General features: G+C 66.8%; 18 protein-coding genes and 1 pseudogene. 7 read left to right on the top strand and 12 right to left on the bottom strand.

Features of this window, described 5'->3' with window-relative positions:
• Positions 1 to 149: 149 nt before the first annotated feature.
• The 5 genes and pseudogenes from J2739_RS12620 to J2739_RS12605 all read left to right on the top strand — a co-directional run bounded on the left by J2739_RS12620 (position 150) and on the right by J2739_RS12605 (position 8,731).
• Entirely contained in the window at positions 150 to 872 is a 723-nt protein-coding gene (locus tag J2739_RS12620) for a Rossmann-fold NAD(P)-binding domain-containing protein (RefSeq protein ID WP_309902036.1), read from the top strand.
• A 33-nt stretch (positions 873 to 905) separates the two neighbouring features.
• The gene (locus J2739_RS12615) at positions 906 to 3,566 is read left to right on the top strand and encodes a bifunctional acetate--CoA ligase family protein/GNAT family N-acetyltransferase (protein ID WP_309902034.1); all 2,661 of its coding nucleotides are present in this window, start codon (positions 906 to 908) and stop codon (positions 3,564 to 3,566) included.
• Positions 3,567 to 3,630: 64 nt separating this feature from the next.
• Positions 3,631 to 4,536 (top strand): annotated as a pseudogene (locus J2739_RS27905) (DUF6531 domain-containing protein); the annotation flags it as partial.
• A gap of 471 nt (positions 4,537 to 5,007) precedes the next feature.
• The gene (locus J2739_RS12610; protein WP_309902033.1) at positions 5,008 to 8,346 is read left to right on the top strand and encodes an RHS repeat-associated core domain-containing protein; all 3,339 of its coding nucleotides are present in this window, start codon (positions 5,008 to 5,010) and stop codon (positions 8,344 to 8,346) included.
• Positions 8,333 to 8,731, top strand: a complete 399-nt coding sequence (locus J2739_RS12605) for a hypothetical protein (RefSeq protein WP_309902031.1) — start codon at positions 8,333 to 8,335, stop codon at positions 8,729 to 8,731. Before J2739_RS12610 ends, J2739_RS12605 begins: the two co-directional genes overlap by 14 nt.
• A 138-nt stretch (positions 8,732 to 8,869) precedes the next feature.
• Here the strand turns inward: J2739_RS12605 and J2739_RS12600 are convergent, their stop codons facing one another.
• Positions 8,870 to 9,583, bottom strand: coding sequence for a sulfite exporter TauE/SafE family protein (locus J2739_RS12600; RefSeq protein WP_309902029.1), 714 nt, complete (start codon positions 9,581 to 9,583; stop codon positions 8,870 to 8,872).
• A gap of 2 nt (positions 9,584 to 9,585) precedes the next feature.
• On the bottom strand, positions 9,586 to 9,723 hold the full coding sequence (locus J2739_RS12595) for a hypothetical protein (protein ID WP_309902027.1): 138 nt from the start codon (positions 9,721 to 9,723) through the stop codon (positions 9,586 to 9,588).
• 121 nt (positions 9,724 to 9,844) lie between these two features.
• Between J2739_RS12595 and fnr the strand changes: the two genes are divergently transcribed.
• On the top strand, positions 9,845 to 10,561 hold the full coding sequence (fnr, locus tag J2739_RS12590; RefSeq protein WP_309902025.1) for a fumarate/nitrate reduction transcriptional regulator Fnr: 717 nt from the start codon (positions 9,845 to 9,847) through the stop codon (positions 10,559 to 10,561).
• Here fnr and J2739_RS12585 read toward each other — a convergent pair.
• The 9 genes from J2739_RS12585 to J2739_RS12545 form a co-directional block, all read right to left on the bottom strand.
• Positions 10,542 to 10,787, bottom strand: a complete 246-nt coding sequence (locus tag J2739_RS12585; RefSeq protein ID WP_309902023.1) for a hypothetical protein — start codon at positions 10,785 to 10,787, stop codon at positions 10,542 to 10,544. The two genes, fnr and J2739_RS12585, sit on opposite strands and share 20 nt — an antisense overlap.
• A gap of 5 nt (positions 10,788 to 10,792) precedes the next feature.
• Positions 10,793 to 11,068: a FixH family protein gene (locus J2739_RS12580; RefSeq protein ID WP_309902021.1), complete on the bottom strand. Its 276-nt coding sequence runs from the start codon at positions 11,066 to 11,068 to the stop codon at positions 10,793 to 10,795.
• A 21-nt stretch (positions 11,069 to 11,089) separates the two neighbouring features.
• Positions 11,090 to 12,529, bottom strand: a complete 1,440-nt coding sequence (gene ccoG / locus J2739_RS12575) for a cytochrome c oxidase accessory protein CcoG (protein ID WP_405053877.1) — start codon at positions 12,527 to 12,529, stop codon at positions 11,090 to 11,092.
• Between the two features lie 7 nt (positions 12,530 to 12,536).
• The gene (gene ccoP / locus J2739_RS12570; protein ID WP_309902019.1) at positions 12,537 to 13,451 is read right to left on the bottom strand and encodes a cytochrome-c oxidase, cbb3-type subunit III; all 915 of its coding nucleotides are present in this window, start codon (positions 13,449 to 13,451) and stop codon (positions 12,537 to 12,539) included.
• Positions 13,452 to 13,460: 9 nt separating this feature from the next.
• On the bottom strand, positions 13,461 to 13,598 hold the full coding sequence (locus tag J2739_RS12565; protein WP_309902017.1) for a cbb3-type cytochrome oxidase subunit 3: 138 nt from the start codon (positions 13,596 to 13,598) through the stop codon (positions 13,461 to 13,463).
• An 11-nt stretch (positions 13,599 to 13,609) separates the two neighbouring features.
• Positions 13,610 to 14,236, bottom strand: a complete 627-nt coding sequence (gene ccoO, locus J2739_RS12560; RefSeq protein WP_309902016.1) for a cytochrome-c oxidase, cbb3-type subunit II — start codon at positions 14,234 to 14,236, stop codon at positions 13,610 to 13,612.
• A gap of 10 nt (positions 14,237 to 14,246) precedes the next feature.
• On the bottom strand, positions 14,247 to 15,686 hold the full coding sequence (gene ccoN, locus J2739_RS12555) for a cytochrome-c oxidase, cbb3-type subunit I (RefSeq protein ID WP_309902013.1): 1,440 nt from the start codon (positions 15,684 to 15,686) through the stop codon (positions 14,247 to 14,249).
• Between the two features lie 65 nt (positions 15,687 to 15,751).
• Positions 15,752 to 15,889: a cbb3-type cytochrome oxidase assembly protein CcoS gene (gene ccoS / locus J2739_RS12550; protein WP_309902011.1), complete on the bottom strand. Its 138-nt coding sequence runs from the start codon at positions 15,887 to 15,889 to the stop codon at positions 15,752 to 15,754.
• Entirely contained in the window at positions 15,889 to 18,222 is a 2,334-nt protein-coding gene (locus J2739_RS12545) for a heavy metal translocating P-type ATPase (protein WP_309902009.1), read from the bottom strand. The genes ccoS and J2739_RS12545 overlap by 1 nt, the downstream gene beginning before the upstream one ends.
• Before the next feature lie 105 nt (positions 18,223 to 18,327).
• Here J2739_RS12545 and J2739_RS12540 point away from each other — a divergent pair, with 105 nt between their 5' ends.
• Positions 18,328 to 18,771, top strand: coding sequence for a universal stress protein (locus J2739_RS12540; protein ID WP_309902007.1), 444 nt, complete (start codon positions 18,328 to 18,330; stop codon positions 18,769 to 18,771).
• Between the two features lie 17 nt (positions 18,772 to 18,788).
• On the opposite strand, the gene J2739_RS12535 is transcribed toward J2739_RS12540, so the two are convergent.
• A complete protein-coding gene (locus J2739_RS12535; RefSeq protein WP_309902005.1) occupies positions 18,789 to 19,139 on the bottom strand; it encodes a hypothetical protein in 351 nt (116 codons plus the stop codon).
• Positions 19,140 to 19,172: the final 33 nt, after the last annotated feature.

The raw sequence follows: 19,172 nt of genomic DNA, 5'->3' as shown, positions 1-19,172 counted from the left end.
AAAGCCACTGCAACGCGAGCGCCAACGCAATGGAGGCTTCGGTAACACTGGGTGAACGGTGTGTGTCAGGACGGTACCGGCGGCGGCAAGATGACGATTTGTTGATGCCCGTCAAGGCCCGGATCGCGACAAGTCCTACCTTCCCGGTTGTGACATCCGGCATTTCCATTTCCCCTCACCGCGAGCCGCTGGCCGCGAGGAACGTCCTGTCGACCCTCGCCGCGGCCGAGCGCCTGCGCACGCATGCGCGCGCCGGCAAAGGCGGCCAGCCCTTGCGCGGCAAGAACCTGGCGCTGCTGCTCGGGCCGTCGCCCGGCGTCGATATCTCGACGTTGCGCCGCGCCGCGCAGGACCTGGGCGCACGCGTGGCCGAGGTCAGGTTCACCGAGCCGGTCCAGCCGGCAGCGGGGCCGAACGCTGTCCACAGCGTCGCGCGGATGCTGGGGCGCATGTACGACGCCGTCGATTGCGAGGCGCTGGCACCGGCCACCGTGCGCCGGATCGAGCAGGACGCCGGCGTGCCGGTCTACCAGGGCCTGTGCCTGGACGATCATCCCGCGCGCGCCCTGGGCGATCTCCTGACCCTCTGCGAGCATCGTTCGCCGCCGGGCGCCTCGATCCTGTTCCTGGGCGATCCGAAGGCACCGCGCGGCAGCCAGTTCGTCTCGGCCGCGCGCGCGGCCGGATTCGACGTGCTCGACGGCGGCGCCGGGGAGGCGGTATCGAACGATGCGACCTTCCTGGTCGACGCCAGGCACTCGGCACACTGGGCGCTGCTGGCATCGGCCCACCCGCTCGACGAGGCTAGGCGCGCGGAGAACCACCGCTGCGTGATGCAGGCCGTGCTGCTGGACACCATCGCCAAGGCTTGAGCCTCGCCCTGCAAGCACCTCGAAGGAAAACGTTTGACCATCCGCCACCTCGATCGCCTGCTCACGCCGGGCTCGGTCGCCGTCTTCGGCGCCTCCGATCGCATCGGCAGCGTGGGCGCCACGGTCTGGCGCAACCTGCGCGCCGGCCGTTTCGCCGGCCCCGTGTACGCCGTCAACCCCAAGCACAGCACCCTGGACGGCGTCGCCGTGTACGCCACGGCCGGCCAGCTGCCCGCCGCGCCGGACCTGGCCCTCCTGTGCACGCCGGCGCACACGGTGGCGCCGCTGGTTGCCGAACTCGGCGCGCTGGGCACCCGCGCCGTCGTCATCGTGACGGCGGGTCTGACGCCGGCGCAGAAGCAGGCTGCGCTCGACGCGGCCAAGCCCCACCTGATGCGTCTGCTCGGCCCCAACTGCATCGGCGTGCTGAGCCCGCATATCGGGCTGAATGCCAGCTTCGCACACACCGATGCCTTGCCGGGAGAGCTGGCCTTCGTATCGCAATCGGGCGCACTGGTCACCGCCGTGCTGGACTGGGCCCGAAGCCGCGACATCGGCCTGTCGCACCTGGTGTCGCTCGGCGACCATTGCGATGTCGACTTCGGCGACCTGCTCGACCACCTGGCCAGCGACGCGCGCACCCGCTCCATCCTGCTGTACGTCGAATCGGTGGAATCGCCGCGCAAGTTCATGTCCGCCGCGCGGGCGGCCGCACGCAACAAGCCGGTGATCGTGGTGAAGGCCGGTCGCTTCGGCAACGGCGTGCGCGCCGCCGCCTCGCACACCGGGGCACTGGCCGGCTCGGACATCGTCTACGACGCCGCCATCCGGCGCGCCGGCATGCTGCGCGTCGATACGCTGCAGGAGCTTTTCACCGCCGCCGAGACCCTGGCGCGCTTCCGGGGCAACCGCAGCGAGACCCTGACCATCATGACCAACGGCGGCGGTGCCGGCGTGATGGCCGCCGACGCGGCCGCGCGGGCGGGTGTCACGCTGGCCGAGCCGGACGGGCCCCTGCTGGAGCGCCTGAACGCGGCACTGCCCGCCAACTGGTCGCATGCCAACCCGGTCGACATCATCGGCGACGCCCCGGTCGATCGCTACACCGCCACGCTCTCGACCCTGCTCGCCGACCCGGCCGCGGGCGCCGTGCTGTTCATCCATGCACCCACGGCCATCGTGCGCAGCGACGACATCGCCCGCGCCTGCCTGCCGCTGATCCGCGCGGGCGAGCCCCGGGTCATGAGCGCCTGGCTGGGCGACGGCGCCGTCGCCCAGGCGCGTCAGCTGTTCGAGCAGGCCGGCGTGCCCGACTACCCCACGCCGGAGGAAGCCGTCCGCGCTTTCGCGATGCTCCAGACTTACCGGCGCAACCAGGAGACCTTGATCGAGGCGCCCAGCGCCAGCGAGAACCCCGCGCCGGATGTGGTCTCGGCGAGCCGCCAGCTGGACGCGGCGCTCGGCGAGGGCCGCGCGTGGCTTGGCGAGCACGAAGCCAAGGCGGTCCTCCAGGCCTATGGCGTGCCGGTGGTCTCCACGCTCGCCGTGGCGGCGTCGGCCGATGCCGTGCTGGCAGCGGCACGCGAGCTCGGCTATCCCGTGGCGCTGAAGATCGTGTCGCGCGACATCACCCACAAGTCCGATGTCGGCGGGGTGCGGCTGGACCTGCACGATGCGGCATCGCTGGCCCGCGCCGTCGACGAGATCCTGGCCGCGGTGCGCGCGGCCCGTCCCGACGCGCGCATCGACGGGTTCACCGTGCAGCCGATGGTGCGCTGGCCCCATGCGCAGGAAGTCATCGTCGGCGCCAGCATCGACAGCGTGTTCGGGCCGGTGATCCTGTGCGGCCAGGGCGGCACCGCGGTGGAAGTCACCGCCGACAGCGCCGTCGCCCTGCCCCCGCTCAACCGCAGTCTGGCGCGTGAACTGGTTTCGCGCACCCGCGTCTCGCGCCTGCTGGCCGGCTACCGCGACCATCCGCCCGCCAGGCTCGATGCCCTCTACGACGTGCTGATCGCCGTGTCGCAGATGCTCGCCGACCTGCCGCACCTGGCCGAGCTTGACATCAACCCGCTCTATGTCGACGAAACCGGCGCCATCGCACTCGATGCGCGCATTCGGGTCTCCAGCGAGCCCGTCGCAGGCGCCGAGCGCTTCGCCATCCTGCCGTACCCTTCGCAATGGGTGCGCACCCAGGCCTGGAACGGCCGGACCATCACCGTACGGCCCATCCGCCCCGAGGACGAAGCACAGCACCGGCGATTCCTCGAAAAGCTCGACCCGGAGGACGTCCGCATGCGCATCTTCCAGACGCGGCGCGAGCTGCCCCACAGCGAGCTCGCCCGCCTCACCCAGATCGACTACGACCGCGAGATGGCACTGATTGCGGAAGCCTCCGATGCGCAGGGCATGCTGGAGACCTTGGGCGTCGCTCGCACCGTCAGCGACCCCGACCGCATCGAGGCCGAGTTCGCGATCATCGTGCGCTCCGACCTCAAGGGAGGAGGACTTGGCACGCTGCTGCTCGATCGACTGGTCGAGCACGCGAGAAGCCGCGGCATCGGCCGACTCGTGGGCATCGTGCTGCGCGAGAACACGCCGATGCTGAAGCTCGCCCGCTCGCTGGGCTTCGAGCCGGACCCGGCGGAGCCGCCGGGGTCGGGGCTGCGGCGGGTGGTGAAGGTGCTGGGCTGAGTTGAAAGAGGCTGTGCACTTGGTTTGAACTTTCCCCTGCTGTTGTGTTGTGGGGTGCGCGGCTATGATCCGCGCCTACAAAAAGCAACACTCTTTGAGACGGGGGGAATTCATGAGCTACAGCTCGGGTGCCGTAGTCGGAAAGCATCATGGTCAATCTGGCACGGTAGCGCGCAAGCGCACTGGCAATCTTGTCCTGCTCATCATTTTGCTGGTCTCCCAGTGGATCGCCCCGAGAGCATGTGGTCTATTGGTTTTCGCTTTGTGCTTCGGCGCAGAGGCACTTGCCGCCGTGCCAATGCAGCAACTCGGCTATGTCAGCTACAACTCCGCTCCCATTCGCGTGGGCGGAACGTACTCATATTCTCGAGAAGCTGGCGCAGCATGGGCGACAGCGTTCATTGCCAATAGCTCATTAGTGGAGGCTGTAGCCTGGCAGGGCGACGATTTCCAGGTCTGCACGCGATCGGTACAGACTCCCGCGTCGGTGCCTCATTGCGGCGCTGGCCCGTGGGGAAACACTAACAACGCCTTCTGTTGGGGAGGCAGCTTAGAAGTAGGTTGCGACTGGGTCTACATTTTTCCTTGGCATTCCCAGGGCCTCGGCTGTCCCAGCAACAGCGCACTCACTGACGGCCAATGTGTGTGTAAGCAAGGCTACATGCAAGATGCCGCCGGGGCCTCGTGCAAGCCCTTCGTCCCGGAAAACTCCTGCAAGGCATCTGGGCTGACTGCAGGCAATCCCATTGCTCCTGCGACGGCGGACAAGGCCGCGGAGGAAATCGACTATCAGGATACGGGCCCTCACCCGTTGATCTTTCGAAGAACTTATCGGGCCATCTGGGGCCGCGATCTTGACCGCCCTCTCAGCCCGCTAAGCTTCGGCTGGTCCCACAATCATGATTGGCGTCTCAATGCCATCCCAACTACGGACCCAACATCAATTGAGGTGACGGACGGAGATGGGCACACGTACGGTTTCACGAGAGCGAGTGCTTCAGCGTCTTGGGTTCCTACAGACGGCGTTAGTCAACTTGCCCGAACTCCATCGGGCGGTTGGACCCTGAAGCGCAGCGACGATTCAGTCTCCACCTTCTCTGCGTCTGGATTGCTGGAATCCGTCGCTGAGCGCTCTGGTCACTCATACTCCTATTCGTACGATTCATTCGGACGACTGCGGACAGTTGCAAGTGCCTTTGGCCGAACACTCACGCTCTCTTATCTGGCGAGCGGGAATGGCAGCAAAACATTAGCCTCGGTCAGTTCCTCTGACGGACGCACCATATCGTATGGATTTGATGCTTCAAAGCGTTTGTCTAGCGTCACTTACCCGGACGGCAAGAAACGGGCCTTCTTATATGAAGTGTCTTCGTTTCCATATGCACTAACTGGAATCCTCGACGAGGGCAATTCTCGAATCTCAACGTATGGTTACGACACAATGGGCCGCGCCATTAGTACCGAATTGGCGGGTTCGAACAATCGGTACCAGGTCAGCTACCTGAGTCCCGGCACCGTGACGATCACTGACGCGCTTGGCACTTCGCGCACATATAGCTACGGCACCATCAAAGGCGCGCTCGCCGTCACCGGTGGGTCCTTGCCCTCGGGTATTAACGAGCCCGATGCAGCTTCGCGCATCCAGGACACCAACGGCCTCATCACCGGCGAGACCGATTTCAAGGGCGTAGTCACGACCACGACCTGGGATGTCGCCCGCCGCCTGCCCATCACGGTCGTTCGTGCATCGGGCGCCCCCGAGGCCCAGACCGTCACCACGCAATGGCACCCCACCTTCTCCTTGCCGGCGCTGGTGACCGAGCCCGGCCGCACGACCGCCTACACCTACGACGACAAGGGCAACGTCCTGTCGCAGGCGATCACCGACACGGCTTCCTCACCGAACACCACGCGCACCTGGCAGTGGACCTGGAATGCCCAGGGCCTCGCGGCCACGGAGACCGCCCCCAACGGCACGATCACCAGCTTCGAGTACGACCCCCGCGGCAACCTGGTGAAGTCCACCAATGCCCTGGGCCACGAGACCCTCTACGGCTACGACAGCGCCAATCGCGTCATCAGCAGCACTGCCCCGAATGGCGTGGTCACCACCTTCACCTGGGATGCGCGCGACCGCCTGCTCACCAGGACCGTTGCCGGCCTGGGGACCACCACGCTCAGCTACAAACCCACCGGGCTGATCGAGACGCTCGCCCTGCCCACGGGCCTGATCCTGAGCTACACCTATGACGGCGCCCACCGCCCCACAGGCTGGAGCAGCAACCGCGGCGAATCCGGCAGCTTCACCCTCGATGCGATGGGCAATCGGATCGGCGAGCAGGTCAAGGACAGCACCGGCGCTGTCACCTGGACGGCGGCGCGCAGCATCAACAATCTCAACCGTGTCTCCGCCCGCACCGATGGCCCCAACCAGACCAACAGCTTCGGCTACGACGCCAACGGCGAGCTCGTCACCGAGACCAACGGCCTGAACCAGAGCACCCAGTACGGCCTGGACCCGCTGCGCCGCGTCAAGGCCATCACCAACGCGGCCAACGCCACCGCTTCCCTGAGCTACAACGCCCTGGATGCCGTCACCCAGGCCAGCGACTTCAAGGGCGTGGCCACCGGCTATGCCCGCGACGCCCAGGGCAACGCCACCTCGGAGAGCAGCCCCGACATCGGCAGCAAGACCACCCAGTACGACGCCTTGGGCCTGCCGAGCAGCATCACCGATGCGATGGGCCAGGCCACTCAGATCCAGCGCGATGCCCTGGGCCGCCCGACGCTGATCACCTTCGCCGACGGCAAGACCACCACCCTGCGCTACGACCTCACGGCCAGCAGCAAGGGCTATCTGTCGGAGATCACCGACCGCAGCGGCACCACCACCTACAGCCGCGACGCCTTCGGCCGCGTCATCGTCAAGACGCAGGCGCTGGCCAGTGGGCTCACCCAGCAGATCGCCTACAGCTACACCGAAGCCGGCCAGCTCTCCGCCATCACCTACCCCAACGGCAGCATCCTGGCCCATGGGTACGACGCCACCGGGCGCCTGGTGCAGCTGAGCTGGAACGGCAGTGCGCTGGTCAGCGGCATCGCCTGGAACCCGATGGGCCAGCCCACGGCCTGGCGCTGGGCCTTCGCGCCGAACCTGGTGGCCACTCGCAGCTACGACACGGCCGGTCGGATGACGGCCACCGAGTTCGCGAGCTACGTGTATGACGCAGCCGGGCGCATCACGAGTCTCACGCAGAACCTGTTCCAGCCGGGGGACAGCGACCCCACCCACAGCAGCATCGCGAGCGCGGACAGCACTTGGAGCGTGAGCTATGACGCGGTGGGGCGCATCACCGGGTTCAATGCCGCGGGCAGCCAGACCAGCTTCGGCTACGACGCCAATGGGAACCGCACCGCGAGCACGAAGACCACCAATGGACAGACCACGAGTCGCAGCTACACGGTCAACGGCGGCAGCAACCGGCTGGACGGCTTCAGCCAGACGGCGGGCGGCACGAGCACGAATGTGGCCTATGCGTATAACGCCAACGGCGATCTGACCAGCGATGGGCTGAGGACCTACAGCTACGACGCCGAGGGGCGATTGAGCGCGGTCACGACGGGTGCCACCGACGCCAGCCCGACCACGCGGTACGCGCACAACGCGCTGGGGCATCGGGTGTTCAAGACCGAGCCGCTGTATCCGCCTGCGGAAGGAGACGAGAGCGATCCCGGGTTCTTCCAGAGCTTGATCACCTTCTTCACCAAGCTGTGGGGGCCGGCCACGAGCGAGGCCGAGAAGCAGGGCTATGCGTTCATGTACGACGAGGATGGAACTCTCATCTCGGAGACCGGAACCGGAGGAGCGAACAGCGCGGGCAGCACGCAGTACATCTACCTGCCCACGGCCAATGGGCCAATGCCAATCGCGGTGCTGATCAACGGCCAGTTGTATGCCGTCCATTCGGACCACCTCAACACACCGAGGAGACTCACCGACAGCCAGGGCCAAGCGGTCTGGCAGTGGGCCTACTCGGCCTTCGGCGACGAGAAGCCCACCTTGGCGAAGTACCGCTTTGCGAATCTGGACATCAATCCGAATCCGGGGATGACCGGCATTCTGGAGGTCGTCTACAACAGGCGCTTCGACGGGCAGTACCACGACAAGGAGTCCGGGCTGCACTACAACAACTTCCGGACGTACTGCCCAACATGCGGACGCTACACGCAACCTGATCCCAAGGGACTCGGGGGTGGATGGAATCGCATCGGGTATGTAGATGGCGATGCGATGAACTTCCGCGATCCTTGGGGTCTGGATCGTTGGGGAAGCTACGGCTATGGTCGATACGTTCCCACGACCAATCTGTCGCCCTCCTTATCGGAAATGCTGCATTTCCGAGAGACTCCAGAGGAGAGGGCCATTGGGGAGAACATTGCGTTGGGGTTTTGTGGCGGCACGATTGGCGGCGCTGCAAAGGGGGTAGCGGCCAATGTCAAAGCTGTCAGCAACGCTATCGGAAAGGGTAACAACATCTTAGTGAGAACTCAGCGAGAGGCCGAAGCGATACTGGAGGAGGCGCGCCCTAACATTCCGTGGCGGGAAACCTATGGCCCGAAAACGAAAGTTGGAGCAGAAGTCCACCCGGTAGACGGTAGCGGCAATGCGCCTGGACGCGCATTCGAACTACCACACATCAAGTGGCGAGATTGGTCGGGGGGCAAGGGTACCGGTGCCGAGGGGCACATCTACTTCGAGTCAGTAAATGGAAACTTCTGATATGGACTTCAGTTTTCTGGGGTCGTTGGTGGCTCCTGCGGAAGCAAGAGAAATACGTGCGCATCTCCTGCGGCGTCTCAATAGCAATTTCTTTCCTGAAAGATCAGACGCGCTTCCTATCGCATGTCGAATTGAGCCTCTGGAGCAAGCCAGTGAACTCCAAGAACATTGGTTCTCTGGAATCCAAGCGGTGATTGCATATATGGAGAACTACGATCTCATGATTCGAACTACCGTCCCCGCGGTACTCAAGTTCTTGGGTGCGCGTGAGCCTTGGCAAGACTTCGACGTATGCATCTTTGATGACGAAATGAACTGGTGTGCTGCCCTGACTCACAACGATGAGGCGAAGTTCTTGAAGCTACAGCCGAACTTGGAGGAGTAGAGCCTGTCCATTGCAGCAAACGAAGCGGTGGCGAGAGCGGGACGCCGGATGTCGTGAATCTTCACGGGATGCGGATGGATCGGTGATAACAGCAGCAAAACGGCCGCACCGGTCCAGCCGCCTCAGCTGCGAAAACAGCTACCCACACCAAACCTGAATCTGCCGGCTCAAGTCCCCCCACAGCGCCTGCAGCGCCACCGCAGCCAGCACCCCGCCCGCAATCCGCGTCCCCCACTCCTGCCTGACGATGCTGCCGCCGCGGCCCAGCCGCTGCCACAGCCACGGCGCCAACACCAGCGACAGCCCGCTGCCCACCGCGAAGAGCGCCATCACCAGCGCGCCGTGCACCGGCCCGTTCGCCAACCCCGCGAGCATCAGCGCCGAATAGAGCAGGCCGCACGGCATCGCCACCCACAGCGCACCGACGCCGAACAAGCCGGGCAACGAGCCCGTCGCAGGCCGCAGGCGCGTGGCGAGCGCCCGCCCGACGCGGCCGGCCCAGAGCGGCTGGCGGCCCAGCGCGGCGAGCGACAGGGCCCAGGTCAGCACGAACACATGCAGCAGGACCCACAGCGGGCGCAACGCCGTCACCTGTTCGCTCGCAAAGGCAAGGCTCCCGACTGCAGCCGCGGCGACGGCGCCGGCCGCCGCATAGCCGGCCACTCGCCCCGCGTGAAAGGCCCACGATGCGGAGCCGTCCCGGATCGCTGACGGCAGCGTCGCGACGCCGCCGCCTTCGGGCGCTCGCACGATCCGGATCACGCCGGCGCAGGCGGCACCGCACATGGCGACGCAATGGGGTCCACCGGCCAGGCCCATCAGCAGTGCGGTGCCGGCGAGCGCGCTCTGCATGGTCAGACGATGCGCGAGAAGCGCGCGCGGTTCTGGTAGGAGGTGTAGCGCGGTCCGGGGACGTCGAAGCGCCGCAGCAGCGCCGGCGACGGCAGATCCGCGGACGAAGCGTCGCGAGCGAGGGCCAGGGAGGAGTTCATCGCAGCGGCAAGGCGCAGGAAATGAACCACTATGCCCCCGAGGGGCCCCGCCGACCTTGATGTGCATCAAGCCCCCTCTGTGCACCGCGATTCAGAATGGCCGGAAACACCGACGCCCCCCATGAAAGTCCAGAACATCAAGGTCGCCTGCTCCAGCTGCACGCTGCGCGAGCTCTGCATGCCCGCGGGGCTGGAGCCGGACGAGCTGAAGCGCATCGACGAGCTCGTTTCCACGCGCCGCACGGTGCGGCGACGCGAAACCCTGTTTCGCAACGGCGAGCGCTTCACCTCCCTCTACGCGATCCGCAGCGGATTCTTCAAGACCCGCGTGGCCAGCGAGGATGGCCGCGACCAGGTCACGGGCTTCCAGATGGCGGGCGAGATCATCGGCCTGGACGGCATCGTCAACGACCAGCACACCTGCGATGCGGTCGCGATCGAGGATGCCGAGGTCTGCGTGATGCCCTTTCAGCGCCTGGAGGCGCTGTCGCGCGAGGTCACGGCCCTGCAGCGCCACGTCCACCAGATCATGAGCCGCGAGATCGTGCGCGAGCACGGTGTGATGCTGCTGCTGGGCAGCATGCGGGCCGAGGAGCGGCTCGCTGCCTTCCTGCTGAACCTGGTGCAGCGCCTGCACGCACGCGGCTTCTCGCGCTCCGAGTTCATCCTGCGGATGACGCGCGAGGAGATCGGCAGCTACCTCGGCCTTACCCTCGAAACGGTGAGCCGCACGCTCTCGAAGTTCATGAGCGACGGCATCGTCGAGATCGATCAGCGCAAGGTGCGCATCGTCGACCCCGACGGGCTGCGGCGCATCGTCAATCCTCCTGGCGGTTGATCTTCCTCGCCGGTATCGTCAGCAGCAGCGTCAGCGCGCTCGCGCCCGTCGCCAGCACCCAGAAGACAAAGAAGCCGGCCGTGTAGACGGTCTGGCGGGACACGGCGATCGCCTCGCCGCGCCAGTGGAGGTCGGCCGGATCGACCAGCGCGAACACCAGCAGCTCGGTCGCGCTGGCCAGCAGGAAGGCCGGCCAGAGGATCGACATCCAGGTCTGCAGCTTCATGGGCGTCAACGCCGGGGCGCAGGCACGTCGGACTCCGGCGTCGCCGCGTGGTTGCGGCCGGTCATGGCCGGCATGAGATTCTTGCGGGCCAGGGAGCGGTTGATCTCGATGCCGCGGCGGTAGTAGTCCGACTCCACCACCGGATCGGGCGTTCGCACGGCGAGCCACAGCGTCACGAAGCTGGCGACGACGACCACGGCGGGGCCGGCCATCACCATCCAGACCAAGGGGAAGCGCCACCAGGGTTTGCACTCCGGCACCGTCATCGCGTGATCATCCATCTGCTTGTTCTCCTTCGGGGTTCAACGAGGCACCATGAAAGTGGCCTTCTCCGCCACCTGCGCGCTGCCGTCCAGCGAGCGGACGTCGAAGTGGACGGCATGGGAGCCGGGCGTCGAGCTGCCGTACGGAATCTGCAGGCGCACCGCCACCCAGCGCGACTCGGCGGGCCCGACTTCGACCGGCTCGGCGGGCGACACGCCCAGTCCCTCGAGCCCGCGAGCCTCGATGCGGTAGCGCTGCGGCCGCTCGGTCGCGTTCATGATCTGCAGGCGGTAGACGTTCTCGAGCTGACCGCCCTCCACGATGCGCGCCAGCGAGGCCCGGTCGCGCACGACGTCGACCTTGAGCGGCATGCGCACGACCAGGCTGGCGAGCAAGCCGGCCGTCAGTGCCGCCAGCACGCAGGCATAGATCAGCACCCGCGGGCGCAGCACCCGGCGCAGCAGCTGGCTGCGCGTGAAGCGCCCGGCCATGCCGTTCTGCGTGGCGTACCGGATGAGTCCGCGCGGGGTCGCCATCTTGTCCATCACGGTGTTGCAGGCGTCGACGCAGAGACCGCAGCCGATGCACTCGTACTGCAGCCCCTTGCGGATATCGATGCCGGTCGGACAGACCTGCACGCACAGGCTGCAGTCGATGCAGTCGCCGATGCCCAGCGCGCGGGCATCGCTGCCCTTGGAGCGAACGCCGCGGGGCTCGCCGCGCTCAGCGTCGTAGCTCACGATCAGGGTGTCCCGGTCGAACATGGCGCTCTGGAAGCGCGCGTACGGACACATGTACATGCAGACCTGCTCGCGCATGAAGCCGGCATTGCCGTAGGTCGCGAAACCGTAGAACAAGGCCCAGAAGACCTCCCAGGAGCCCATGCGCGTCTGCAGGAAGGCCAGCCCCAGATCATGGATCGGCGTGAAATAGCCGACGAAGGTGAAGCCGGTCCACAGCGCGACGCCGAGCCAGACGATGTGCTTGAACCATTTCTTGACGAGCTTCTCGAGCGAGAACTCGCCCTCGTCGAGGCGCATGCGGGCGATGCGGTTGCCCTCGATCTTGTGCTCGATCCACATGAAGATCTCGCTGTAGACGGTCTGCGGACAGGCATAGCCGCACCACAGCCGCCCTGCCACTGCCGTGAACAGGAATAACGAGAGCGCCGAGATCACCAGCAGCCCGGTCAGGTAGATCAGGTCCTGGGGATACAGCACCAGGCCGAGGATGTAGAAGCGCCGCGCACCCAGGTCGAACAGCACAGCCTGGCGTTGCCCCCATTCGAGCCAGGGCAAGCCGTAGAACACCAGTTGCGTCGCGAACACCATCGCCCAGCGCCAGCGCGCGAAGAAGCCGCGCACGGTGCGCGGATAGATCTTCTTGTGCGCGGCGAACAGTCCGCCGCCCTCCTGCGCCGGGGCGATCGGGATCACCCGCCGAGCGGTGCGGACCGGTGCCGAAGCAGTGTCTTCCACGGCGCGCCTACGGGCTCAGGATGGGCTTGTTCGACAAGCCCCAGACGTAGGAGGCCAGCACGTGGATCTGCGCTTCGGTCAGGCGGCCTTGTTGTGCCGGCATCTGGTTGGTCTTGCCGGTGTTGATGATCGAGACGATCGCGTCCTGCCCATAGCCGTGCAGCCAGGTGCGGTCCGACAGATTGGGCGCTCCCACGGCCGGATTGCCCACGCCGCCGATGCCGTGGCAGGCCGCGCAGGCCGTGAACTTGCTCTTGCCCAGGCCGGCGCGCACTGAATCGTGGGGGCTGCCCGACAGGCTCAGCACGTAGTTGGCGACGTTCTTGACGTCTTCGGCGTTGCCCACGGCGGCGGCCATCGGCGGCATCACGCCGATGCGTCCCTGGGTGATGGATTCCTTGATCTTGTCGGGCGTGCCGCCGTGCAGCCAGTCGTTGTCGGCCAGGTTCGGAAAGCCCTTGCTGCCGCGGGCGTCCGAGCCATGGCACTGCGCGCAGTTGTTGAGGAACAGGCGCTCGCCGATCGCCATGGCCGCGGGCTCGCCGGCCACGCGTTCGACCGGCATGGCCGCATAGCGGGCGTAGACGGGTTCGAGCTCGCGCTTGGATTTGGCAAGGTCCTTGGCATACTCGCCCTCCGTGCTCCAGGCGAGCTGGCCCTGGTAGGTGCCGAGTCCCGGATAGGCGACCAGGTAGGCCAGGCCGAAGACGATCGTGATCACGAAGAGTCCGATCCACCAGCGCGGCATGGGGTTGTTGGCCTCGCGCAGGTCCTCGTCCCAGACATGGCCTGTCGTATTGTCCGATCCGGCGGGCGCGGGGGTGCGGGCCACCACCCAGAGCAGCAAGGCACACAGCAGGATGCTGACCAGCGTGGCGACGGCCACGTAGTTCGACCAGAAGTCGCTGAAGAAGTCGCTCATGGGAATCTCTCAGTCCTGTTCGAAGGGCAACCTGCCCGCGTCCTCGAAGGCCTTTGCACGGCGCCGCGAGAAAGCCCACGCCAGGATGCCGATGAAGGTGGCGAACGAAGCCAGGGTGGCCACGATGCGCAAGGTAGTGATGTCCATCTGCATGCTCCTTACTTCAGCGCGAGGCCGAGCGACTGGAGATAGCTCACCAAGGCATCCATCTCGGTCTTGCCCTTGAGCTCGGCCGGGGCCGCGTCGATCTGTGCATCGGTGAAGGGCACGCCGACATGCCGCAGCGCGCGCATGTGGGTTGCCGCCTGCGCGCCGTCCAGCGGCGCTTTCTCGAGCCAGACGTAAGCAGGCATGTTCGACTCCGGCACCACGTCGCGCGGGTTGAGCAGGTGAATGCGATGCCACTCGTCGCTGTACTTGCCGCCGACACGCTGAAGGTCGGGGCCGGTTCGCTTGCTGCCCCACTGGAAGGGATGGTCGTAGACGAACTCGCCGGCCACGGAGTAGTGGCCATAGCGCAGGGTTTCCGCCCGGAAGGGCCGGATCATCTGCGAATGGCAGTTGTAGCAACCCTCGCGCACGTAGATGTCGCGGCCCATCACCTGCAGCGAAGTCGGAGGCTGCACGCCGGCGACCGCCTCCGTGGTGGACTTCTGGAAGAACAGAGGCACGATCTCGACCAGGCCGCCGATGGCGACCACCAGCAGGATCAGCACCACCATCAGGAAATTGTTGGTCTCGATCTTCTCGTGCGAGAAGCCGGATTGGGGAGCGCTTGAACTCATGGTTTCGTCCTCAGGCTTGCGCGGCGGCGGGCAACGGAATGGAGGCGCGCGCCGAGTACCCCGAGATGGCGGTCATCCAGCAGTTCCAGGCCATCAGCAGCATGCCGCCCAGGTAGAGCACGCCGCCGACGACCCGCACCACGTAGTACGGATAGGTGGCCTTGACGCCCTCGACAAAGGTATAGGTGAGCGTGCCGTCGGGATTGATCGAACGCCACATCAGGCCTTGCATCACCCCGGCGATCCACATGGCGGCGATGTAGAGCACGATCCCGATGGTGGACATCCAGAAGTGCAGTTCGATCGCCTTGACGCTGTACATCTCGGTGCGGCTGTACATCCTCGGGATGAGGTAGTAGAGCGAGCCCATCGAGATCAGCCCCACCCAGCCGAGCGCGCCGCTGTGCACGTGGCCGACCGTCCAGTCGGTGTAGTGGGACAGCGCGTTCACCGTCTTGATCGACATCATCGGGCCCTCGAAGGTCGACATGCCGTAGAAGGAGAGCGCCACGATCAGGAAGCGCAGGATCGGGTCGGTGCGCAGCTTGTGCCAGGCGCCCGAGAGCGTCATCACGCCGTTGATCATTCCGCCCCAGCTCGGCGCCAGCAGGATCAGCGAGAACACCATGCCGATCGATTGGGTCCAGTCGGGCAGCGCGGTGTAGTGCAGGTGGTGCGGGCCCGCCCACATGTACGTGAAGATGAGCGCCCAGAAGTGCACGATCGACAGCCGGTACGAGTACACCGGCCGGCCGGCCTGCTTGGGGATGTAGTAGTACATCATCCCGAGGAAGCCCGCCGTGAGGAAGAAGCCGACGGCGTTGTGGCCGTACCACCATTGCACCATCGCGTCCTGCACGCCGGCGTAGGCGGAGTAGCTCTTCATCCAGCCGGCCGGAATCTCTGCGCTGTTGACGATGTGCAGCAGCGCCACCGCGAGGATGAAAGCGCCATAGAACCAGTTGGCCACGTAGATGTGCCGGACCTTGCGCGTGCCGATCGTTCCGAAGAAGACGATGGCGTAGGCCACCCAGACCACCGCGATCAGGATGTCGATCGGCCATTCGAGTTCGGCGTATTCCTTCCCGCTGGTGTAGCCCATCGGCAGGCTGATGGCGGCGGCGACGATCACCGCCTGCCAGCCCCAGAAGACGAAGGAGGCCAGCGCCGGCGCGAACAGGCGGACCTGGCAGGTGCGCTGCACCACGTGGAGGCTGGTGGCCATCAGCGCGCAACCGCCGAAGGCGAAGATCACCGCGTTGGTGTGCAGGGGCCGCAGGCGCCCATAGCTGAGCCAGGGGATGCCGAGGTTGAGCTCGGGCCAGGCCAGCTGCGACGCGATGATCACGCCGACCAGCATGCCGACAACGCCCCAGACCACAGACATGAGGGCGAACTGCCGAACGACGCTGTCGCTGTAGACGGCTGCGGGGGGGTTCGAGGGTTGCATCTTCGGACTTTCTCGTGGATGGCAGGCAGTGTCCCGGCGCCGGGGGAATCGTGATTTGATGCAGATCAATCGCCGCGCAGAATGCGCTCGCCTTCGCCTTCGACGTCGTCGAACTGGCCTCGATCGATCGCCCACCAGAGCCCGCCCAGGATCGCCAGCACGAGCACGACCGAGAACGGGATCAGCAGAAACAGGATGTCCATCAGCGCTCCGCCACGGCAGGTCTGGCCAGCCGCGATGCGTTGAGCACCACGACCAGCGAGCTCGCCGCCATGCCCAGCCCCGCGAGCCAGGCCGGCAGCCAGCCCGTGAGCGCCAGCGGCACGCACAGCGCGTTGTAGCCGGCCGCCCACCAGAGGTTCTGGCGCACCACGCGCAGCGTGCGGCGTGCCTGGGCCACGGCCTGCGGGATCGCGGCAAGCGAATCGCTCAGGACGACGAAATCAGCGCGGGCCTGGGCGAGCGGGACCGCGTTGCCGAAGGCGAAGGAAGCATCGGCATGCGCGAGCACCGGGCCATCGTTGAGTCCGTCGCCCACCATCGCGACACGTCGGCCGGCGGCCTGGAGCTGCTGCAGGACGCGCAGCTTCTCCTCGGGCACGCAGTCGCCGCGAGCGTCGGGGATTCCGGCGCGCCGGGCGACTTCGCGCGCGGCGGGCGTGCGGTCGCCGGACAGGAGGTGCAGGGCCATCCCTTGCGCGCCCAGCGCCTTCACGGTGCCGGCGGCATCGGCGCGCAGTTCCTCGGACAGCACGAAGCTCGCGATCCAGCCCTGTGGCTCGCTCAGATGCAGCTGCGCGGTATCGACCGGCAGCGGTTCGACGCCGCAAAAGGCCGCCGATCCCAGGCGCAGGCGGCGCGCGGCGCTGTCCGTGTCGCCTGGACGGCGCAGCCGGCCCTCCAGCCCCAGGCCGCCGTGCTCCGTCGTCTGGAGCAGCTCCCACGCCGGGGGTGAGCGGAACTGCGCGCGCCATGCGTCGACGAGCGCGCGTGCGGCCGGGTGCAGGGATTGGGCGCCGAGCGCGGCCGCGAGTTCGACGGCGTCTCCCGGCCGCAGGCCCTGCCGGCAATAGACGCGCTCCAGCCGCGGCGTGTCGCCCGTGAGCGTGCCGGTCTTGTCGAACACCACCGTATCGACGCAGGCCAGCGCTTCCAGCGCCTGGAGATTGCGCACCATCAGCCCCTGGCGGGCCAGCACGCCGGCGCTCGCGAGCATGGCCGCTGGCGTGGCCAGCGAGAGCGCGCAGGGGCAGGTCACGATCAGCACGGCCACCGCCACCATCAATGCGCGGCCGGGGTCGACCGGCCACCAGAACGCCGCGGCCAATGCGGCGGCTGCGAGCACGGCCACCAGGAAGGGCCGCGCCGCGCGATCCGCCAGCCGGGCGAGCCGCGGCTTTTCCAGCGAGGCGCTCTCCATCAACGCGACGATCTGCGCAAAGCGGGTCGCCTGGCCCAGCGATTCGACCCGCACCTGCACCGCCGACGAAAGGTTGTGGCTGCCGGCCAGCACGCGTGCGCCCGGCGCACGGGGAACCGGGCGCGACTCGCCGGTCAACAGCGCCTCGTCCGCCGTGGTATCGCCGGCGATGACGACGCCGTCCGCCGGGAAGGCCTCGCCCGGCAGGACGCGCACCACGTCGCCGAGCGCGAGCCGCCGGACGGCGACGCGCACGAAGGCGCCATCGGACCCGAGCCGTTCGACGCTGTCGGGCAGCCGGTTCATCAGCGCTTCGAGCGCGCCGGCCGTGCGGTCGCGCAAGCGCGTCTCCAGCCAGCGCCCCGTGAGGAGGAAGAACACGAACATCGTGAGCGAATCGAAGTAGACCTCGTGGCCCAGCGGACCGGCCGGGTCGAAGGTGGCTGCGGTGCTGACCGCGAACGTGACCGCGATCCCGAGTGCGACCGGCAGGTCCATGCCGACACGGCGCAGGCGCAGATCGCGCAGCGCACTGCGGAAGAAGGGACCGCACGAGAACAGCAGCACCGGCAGCGTGAGCACCCAGGAGGCCCAGCGCAGGAGCTGCGCGGCATCGGACGACATGTCGCCCGGCTGGGCGATGTACGCGGGGTAGGCGTACATCATCACCTGCATCATGCAGAAGCCGGCGACCAGCCAGCGCCAGAGCGCCAGCCGCGCCTCGCGCGAGCGCCGCGCGCGCACGGCCATGTCCGCGGCAGGCACCAAGCGGTAGCCGGCGGCAGCGGAAGCGCCGAACCAGCGCGACGGCTTCACCGCCGCGGCCGACCAGACCACGCGGGCGCGCCGGGTCGCAGCGTTGACTTCGACCTTGTGCACACCCGGCACCTGGGCGAGCACCGTCTCGACCGTGAAGGCGCAGGCCGCACAGTGCATGCCCTCCACCGCGACCTGCGATTCCCAGCGCCCGCCAGCGGCATCGTCGTCGAGCGGGCGGCCGAAAGCCGGCCACTCGGCCGGGTCGTCCAGCAATGCCCAGCCGGCCCGTGTTTCGGCGTCGGGGCGCAGAGGATCGGCGGGGCGGGTCGGTGGACGCGCCGGAAGTGCGGCTTGCATACCGCGAGGCTATGGGCAGGCGTTCGCCCCGGGCTTGATCTGAATCAATGCGCGAGCGCGCGACGCGCCTAGGCTCATGCCATCGACGCTCGACCGAGAGACACCATGTTCAAACGAATCCTCGTGGCCACCGACGGCTCGGCACTCTCGAAGAAGGCCGTCGCCAGCGCCATTTCGCTCGCCGCGCAGCACGATGCCGACCTGGTCGCGCTCACCGTCGTGCCGCGTTACGCGGCCTCCTATTTCGACGGTGCGATGACGTTCTCGCACGAAGAGGTCGCGCGCATCGAGAACGCGTGGGCCGAAAGGGCGCAAGGCATGCTCGATGCGATCAGCACCCGGGCCAAGGCAGCCGGTGTCCGCATCAAGACAGCCGCGGTCCCTTCGGACCGGGTGGCGGATGCGGTCATTGCGGCATCAAGGAAGCACAAGAGCGACCTGATCGTGATGGCTTCGCACGGCCGCAAGGGCATCAAGCGGCTGCTGCTGGGGAGCGAGACGCAGCACGTGCTGACGCACTCGACACTGCCGGTCCTGGTGCTGCGGTAGCGCTCTGACGGGGCCGGCTACGCAGCGTGCCGGTGGTGGTGATGATGATCATGATGATCGTGATCGTGATCGTGATGGTGATGGTGATGGTGGTGACGCACTTCCAGCCAACCCAGCAGGGTCGTGACGATCAGGCAGATGAACGCCGCGAGATCGGCGACGAGCGCCACCGCGACCGCCAGCAGCTGCGGGTCGGGCAGATCGAATTCGAGAAGATCCAGCAGTGAGCGCTCCGGCGGAGGCGACAAGGCGGGAGGCGGAAAGATGATCTCCATCGCCACCAGGCTGAACAGGGTGATCGAGGCGAGCAGGAACAACCAGGCAGAAAGCCGTTGAAGCCTCTTGTGCAAGCCTGCTCCTGAGCCCATGCCGCCTGCTCCTTTCGCACCCGTGGCGCGCCG

Origin of the sequence: Variovorax soli (assembly GCF_031454625.1) — a bacterium.
GTDB lineage: Bacteria > Pseudomonadota > Gammaproteobacteria > Burkholderiales > Burkholderiaceae_C > Variovorax > Variovorax soli_A.
The sequence above is the reverse complement of the archived record's forward strand: the minus strand, read 5'-3'. Positions and strand labels throughout refer to the sequence as shown.

What these genes read in the sequence shown, in the direction of transcription:
- ccoO (WP_309902016.1), bottom strand. Translation starts at nt 14,236, where the DNA reads ATGAGTTCAAGCGCTCCCCAATCCGGCTTCTCGCACGAGAAGATCGAG.
- J2739_RS12595 (WP_309902027.1), bottom strand. Translation starts at nt 9,723, where the DNA reads ATGAACTCCTCCCTGGCCCTCGCTCGCGACGCTTCGTCCGCGGATCTG.
- J2739_RS12580 (WP_309902021.1), bottom strand. Translation starts at nt 11,068, where the DNA reads ATGGATGATCACGCGATGACGGTGCCGGAGTGCAAACCCTGGTGGCGC.
- ccoP (WP_309902019.1), bottom strand. Translation starts at nt 13,451, where the DNA reads ATGAGCGACTTCTTCAGCGACTTCTGGTCGAACTACGTGGCCGTCGCC.
- J2739_RS12545 (WP_309902009.1), bottom strand. Translation starts at nt 18,222, where the DNA reads ATGCAAGCCGCACTTCCGGCGCGTCCACCGACCCGCCCCGCCGATCCT.
- J2739_RS12610 (WP_309902033.1), top strand. Translation starts at nt 5,008, where the DNA reads ATGGGCCGCGCCATTAGTACCGAATTGGCGGGTTCGAACAATCGGTAC.
- J2739_RS12540 (WP_309902007.1), top strand. Translation starts at nt 18,328, where the DNA reads ATGTTCAAACGAATCCTCGTGGCCACCGACGGCTCGGCACTCTCGAAG.
- J2739_RS12535 (WP_309902005.1), bottom strand. Translation starts at nt 19,139, where the DNA reads ATGGGCTCAGGAGCAGGCTTGCACAAGAGGCTTCAACGGCTTTCTGCC.
- ccoN (WP_309902013.1), bottom strand. Translation starts at nt 15,686, where the DNA reads ATGCAACCCTCGAACCCCCCCGCAGCCGTCTACAGCGACAGCGTCGTT.
- ccoS (WP_309902011.1), bottom strand. Translation starts at nt 15,889, where the DNA reads ATGGACATCCTGTTTCTGCTGATCCCGTTCTCGGTCGTGCTCGTGCTG.
- J2739_RS12600 (WP_309902029.1), bottom strand. Translation starts at nt 9,583, where the DNA reads ATGCAGAGCGCGCTCGCCGGCACCGCACTGCTGATGGGCCTGGCCGGT.
- J2739_RS12605 (WP_309902031.1), top strand. Translation starts at nt 8,333, where the DNA reads ATGGAAACTTCTGATATGGACTTCAGTTTTCTGGGGTCGTTGGTGGCT.
- fnr (WP_309902025.1), top strand. Translation starts at nt 9,845, where the DNA reads ATGAAAGTCCAGAACATCAAGGTCGCCTGCTCCAGCTGCACGCTGCGC.
- J2739_RS12585 (WP_309902023.1), bottom strand. Translation starts at nt 10,787, where the DNA reads ATGAAGCTGCAGACCTGGATGTCGATCCTCTGGCCGGCCTTCCTGCTG.
- J2739_RS12565 (WP_309902017.1), bottom strand. Translation starts at nt 13,598, where the DNA reads ATGGACATCACTACCTTGCGCATCGTGGCCACCCTGGCTTCGTTCGCC.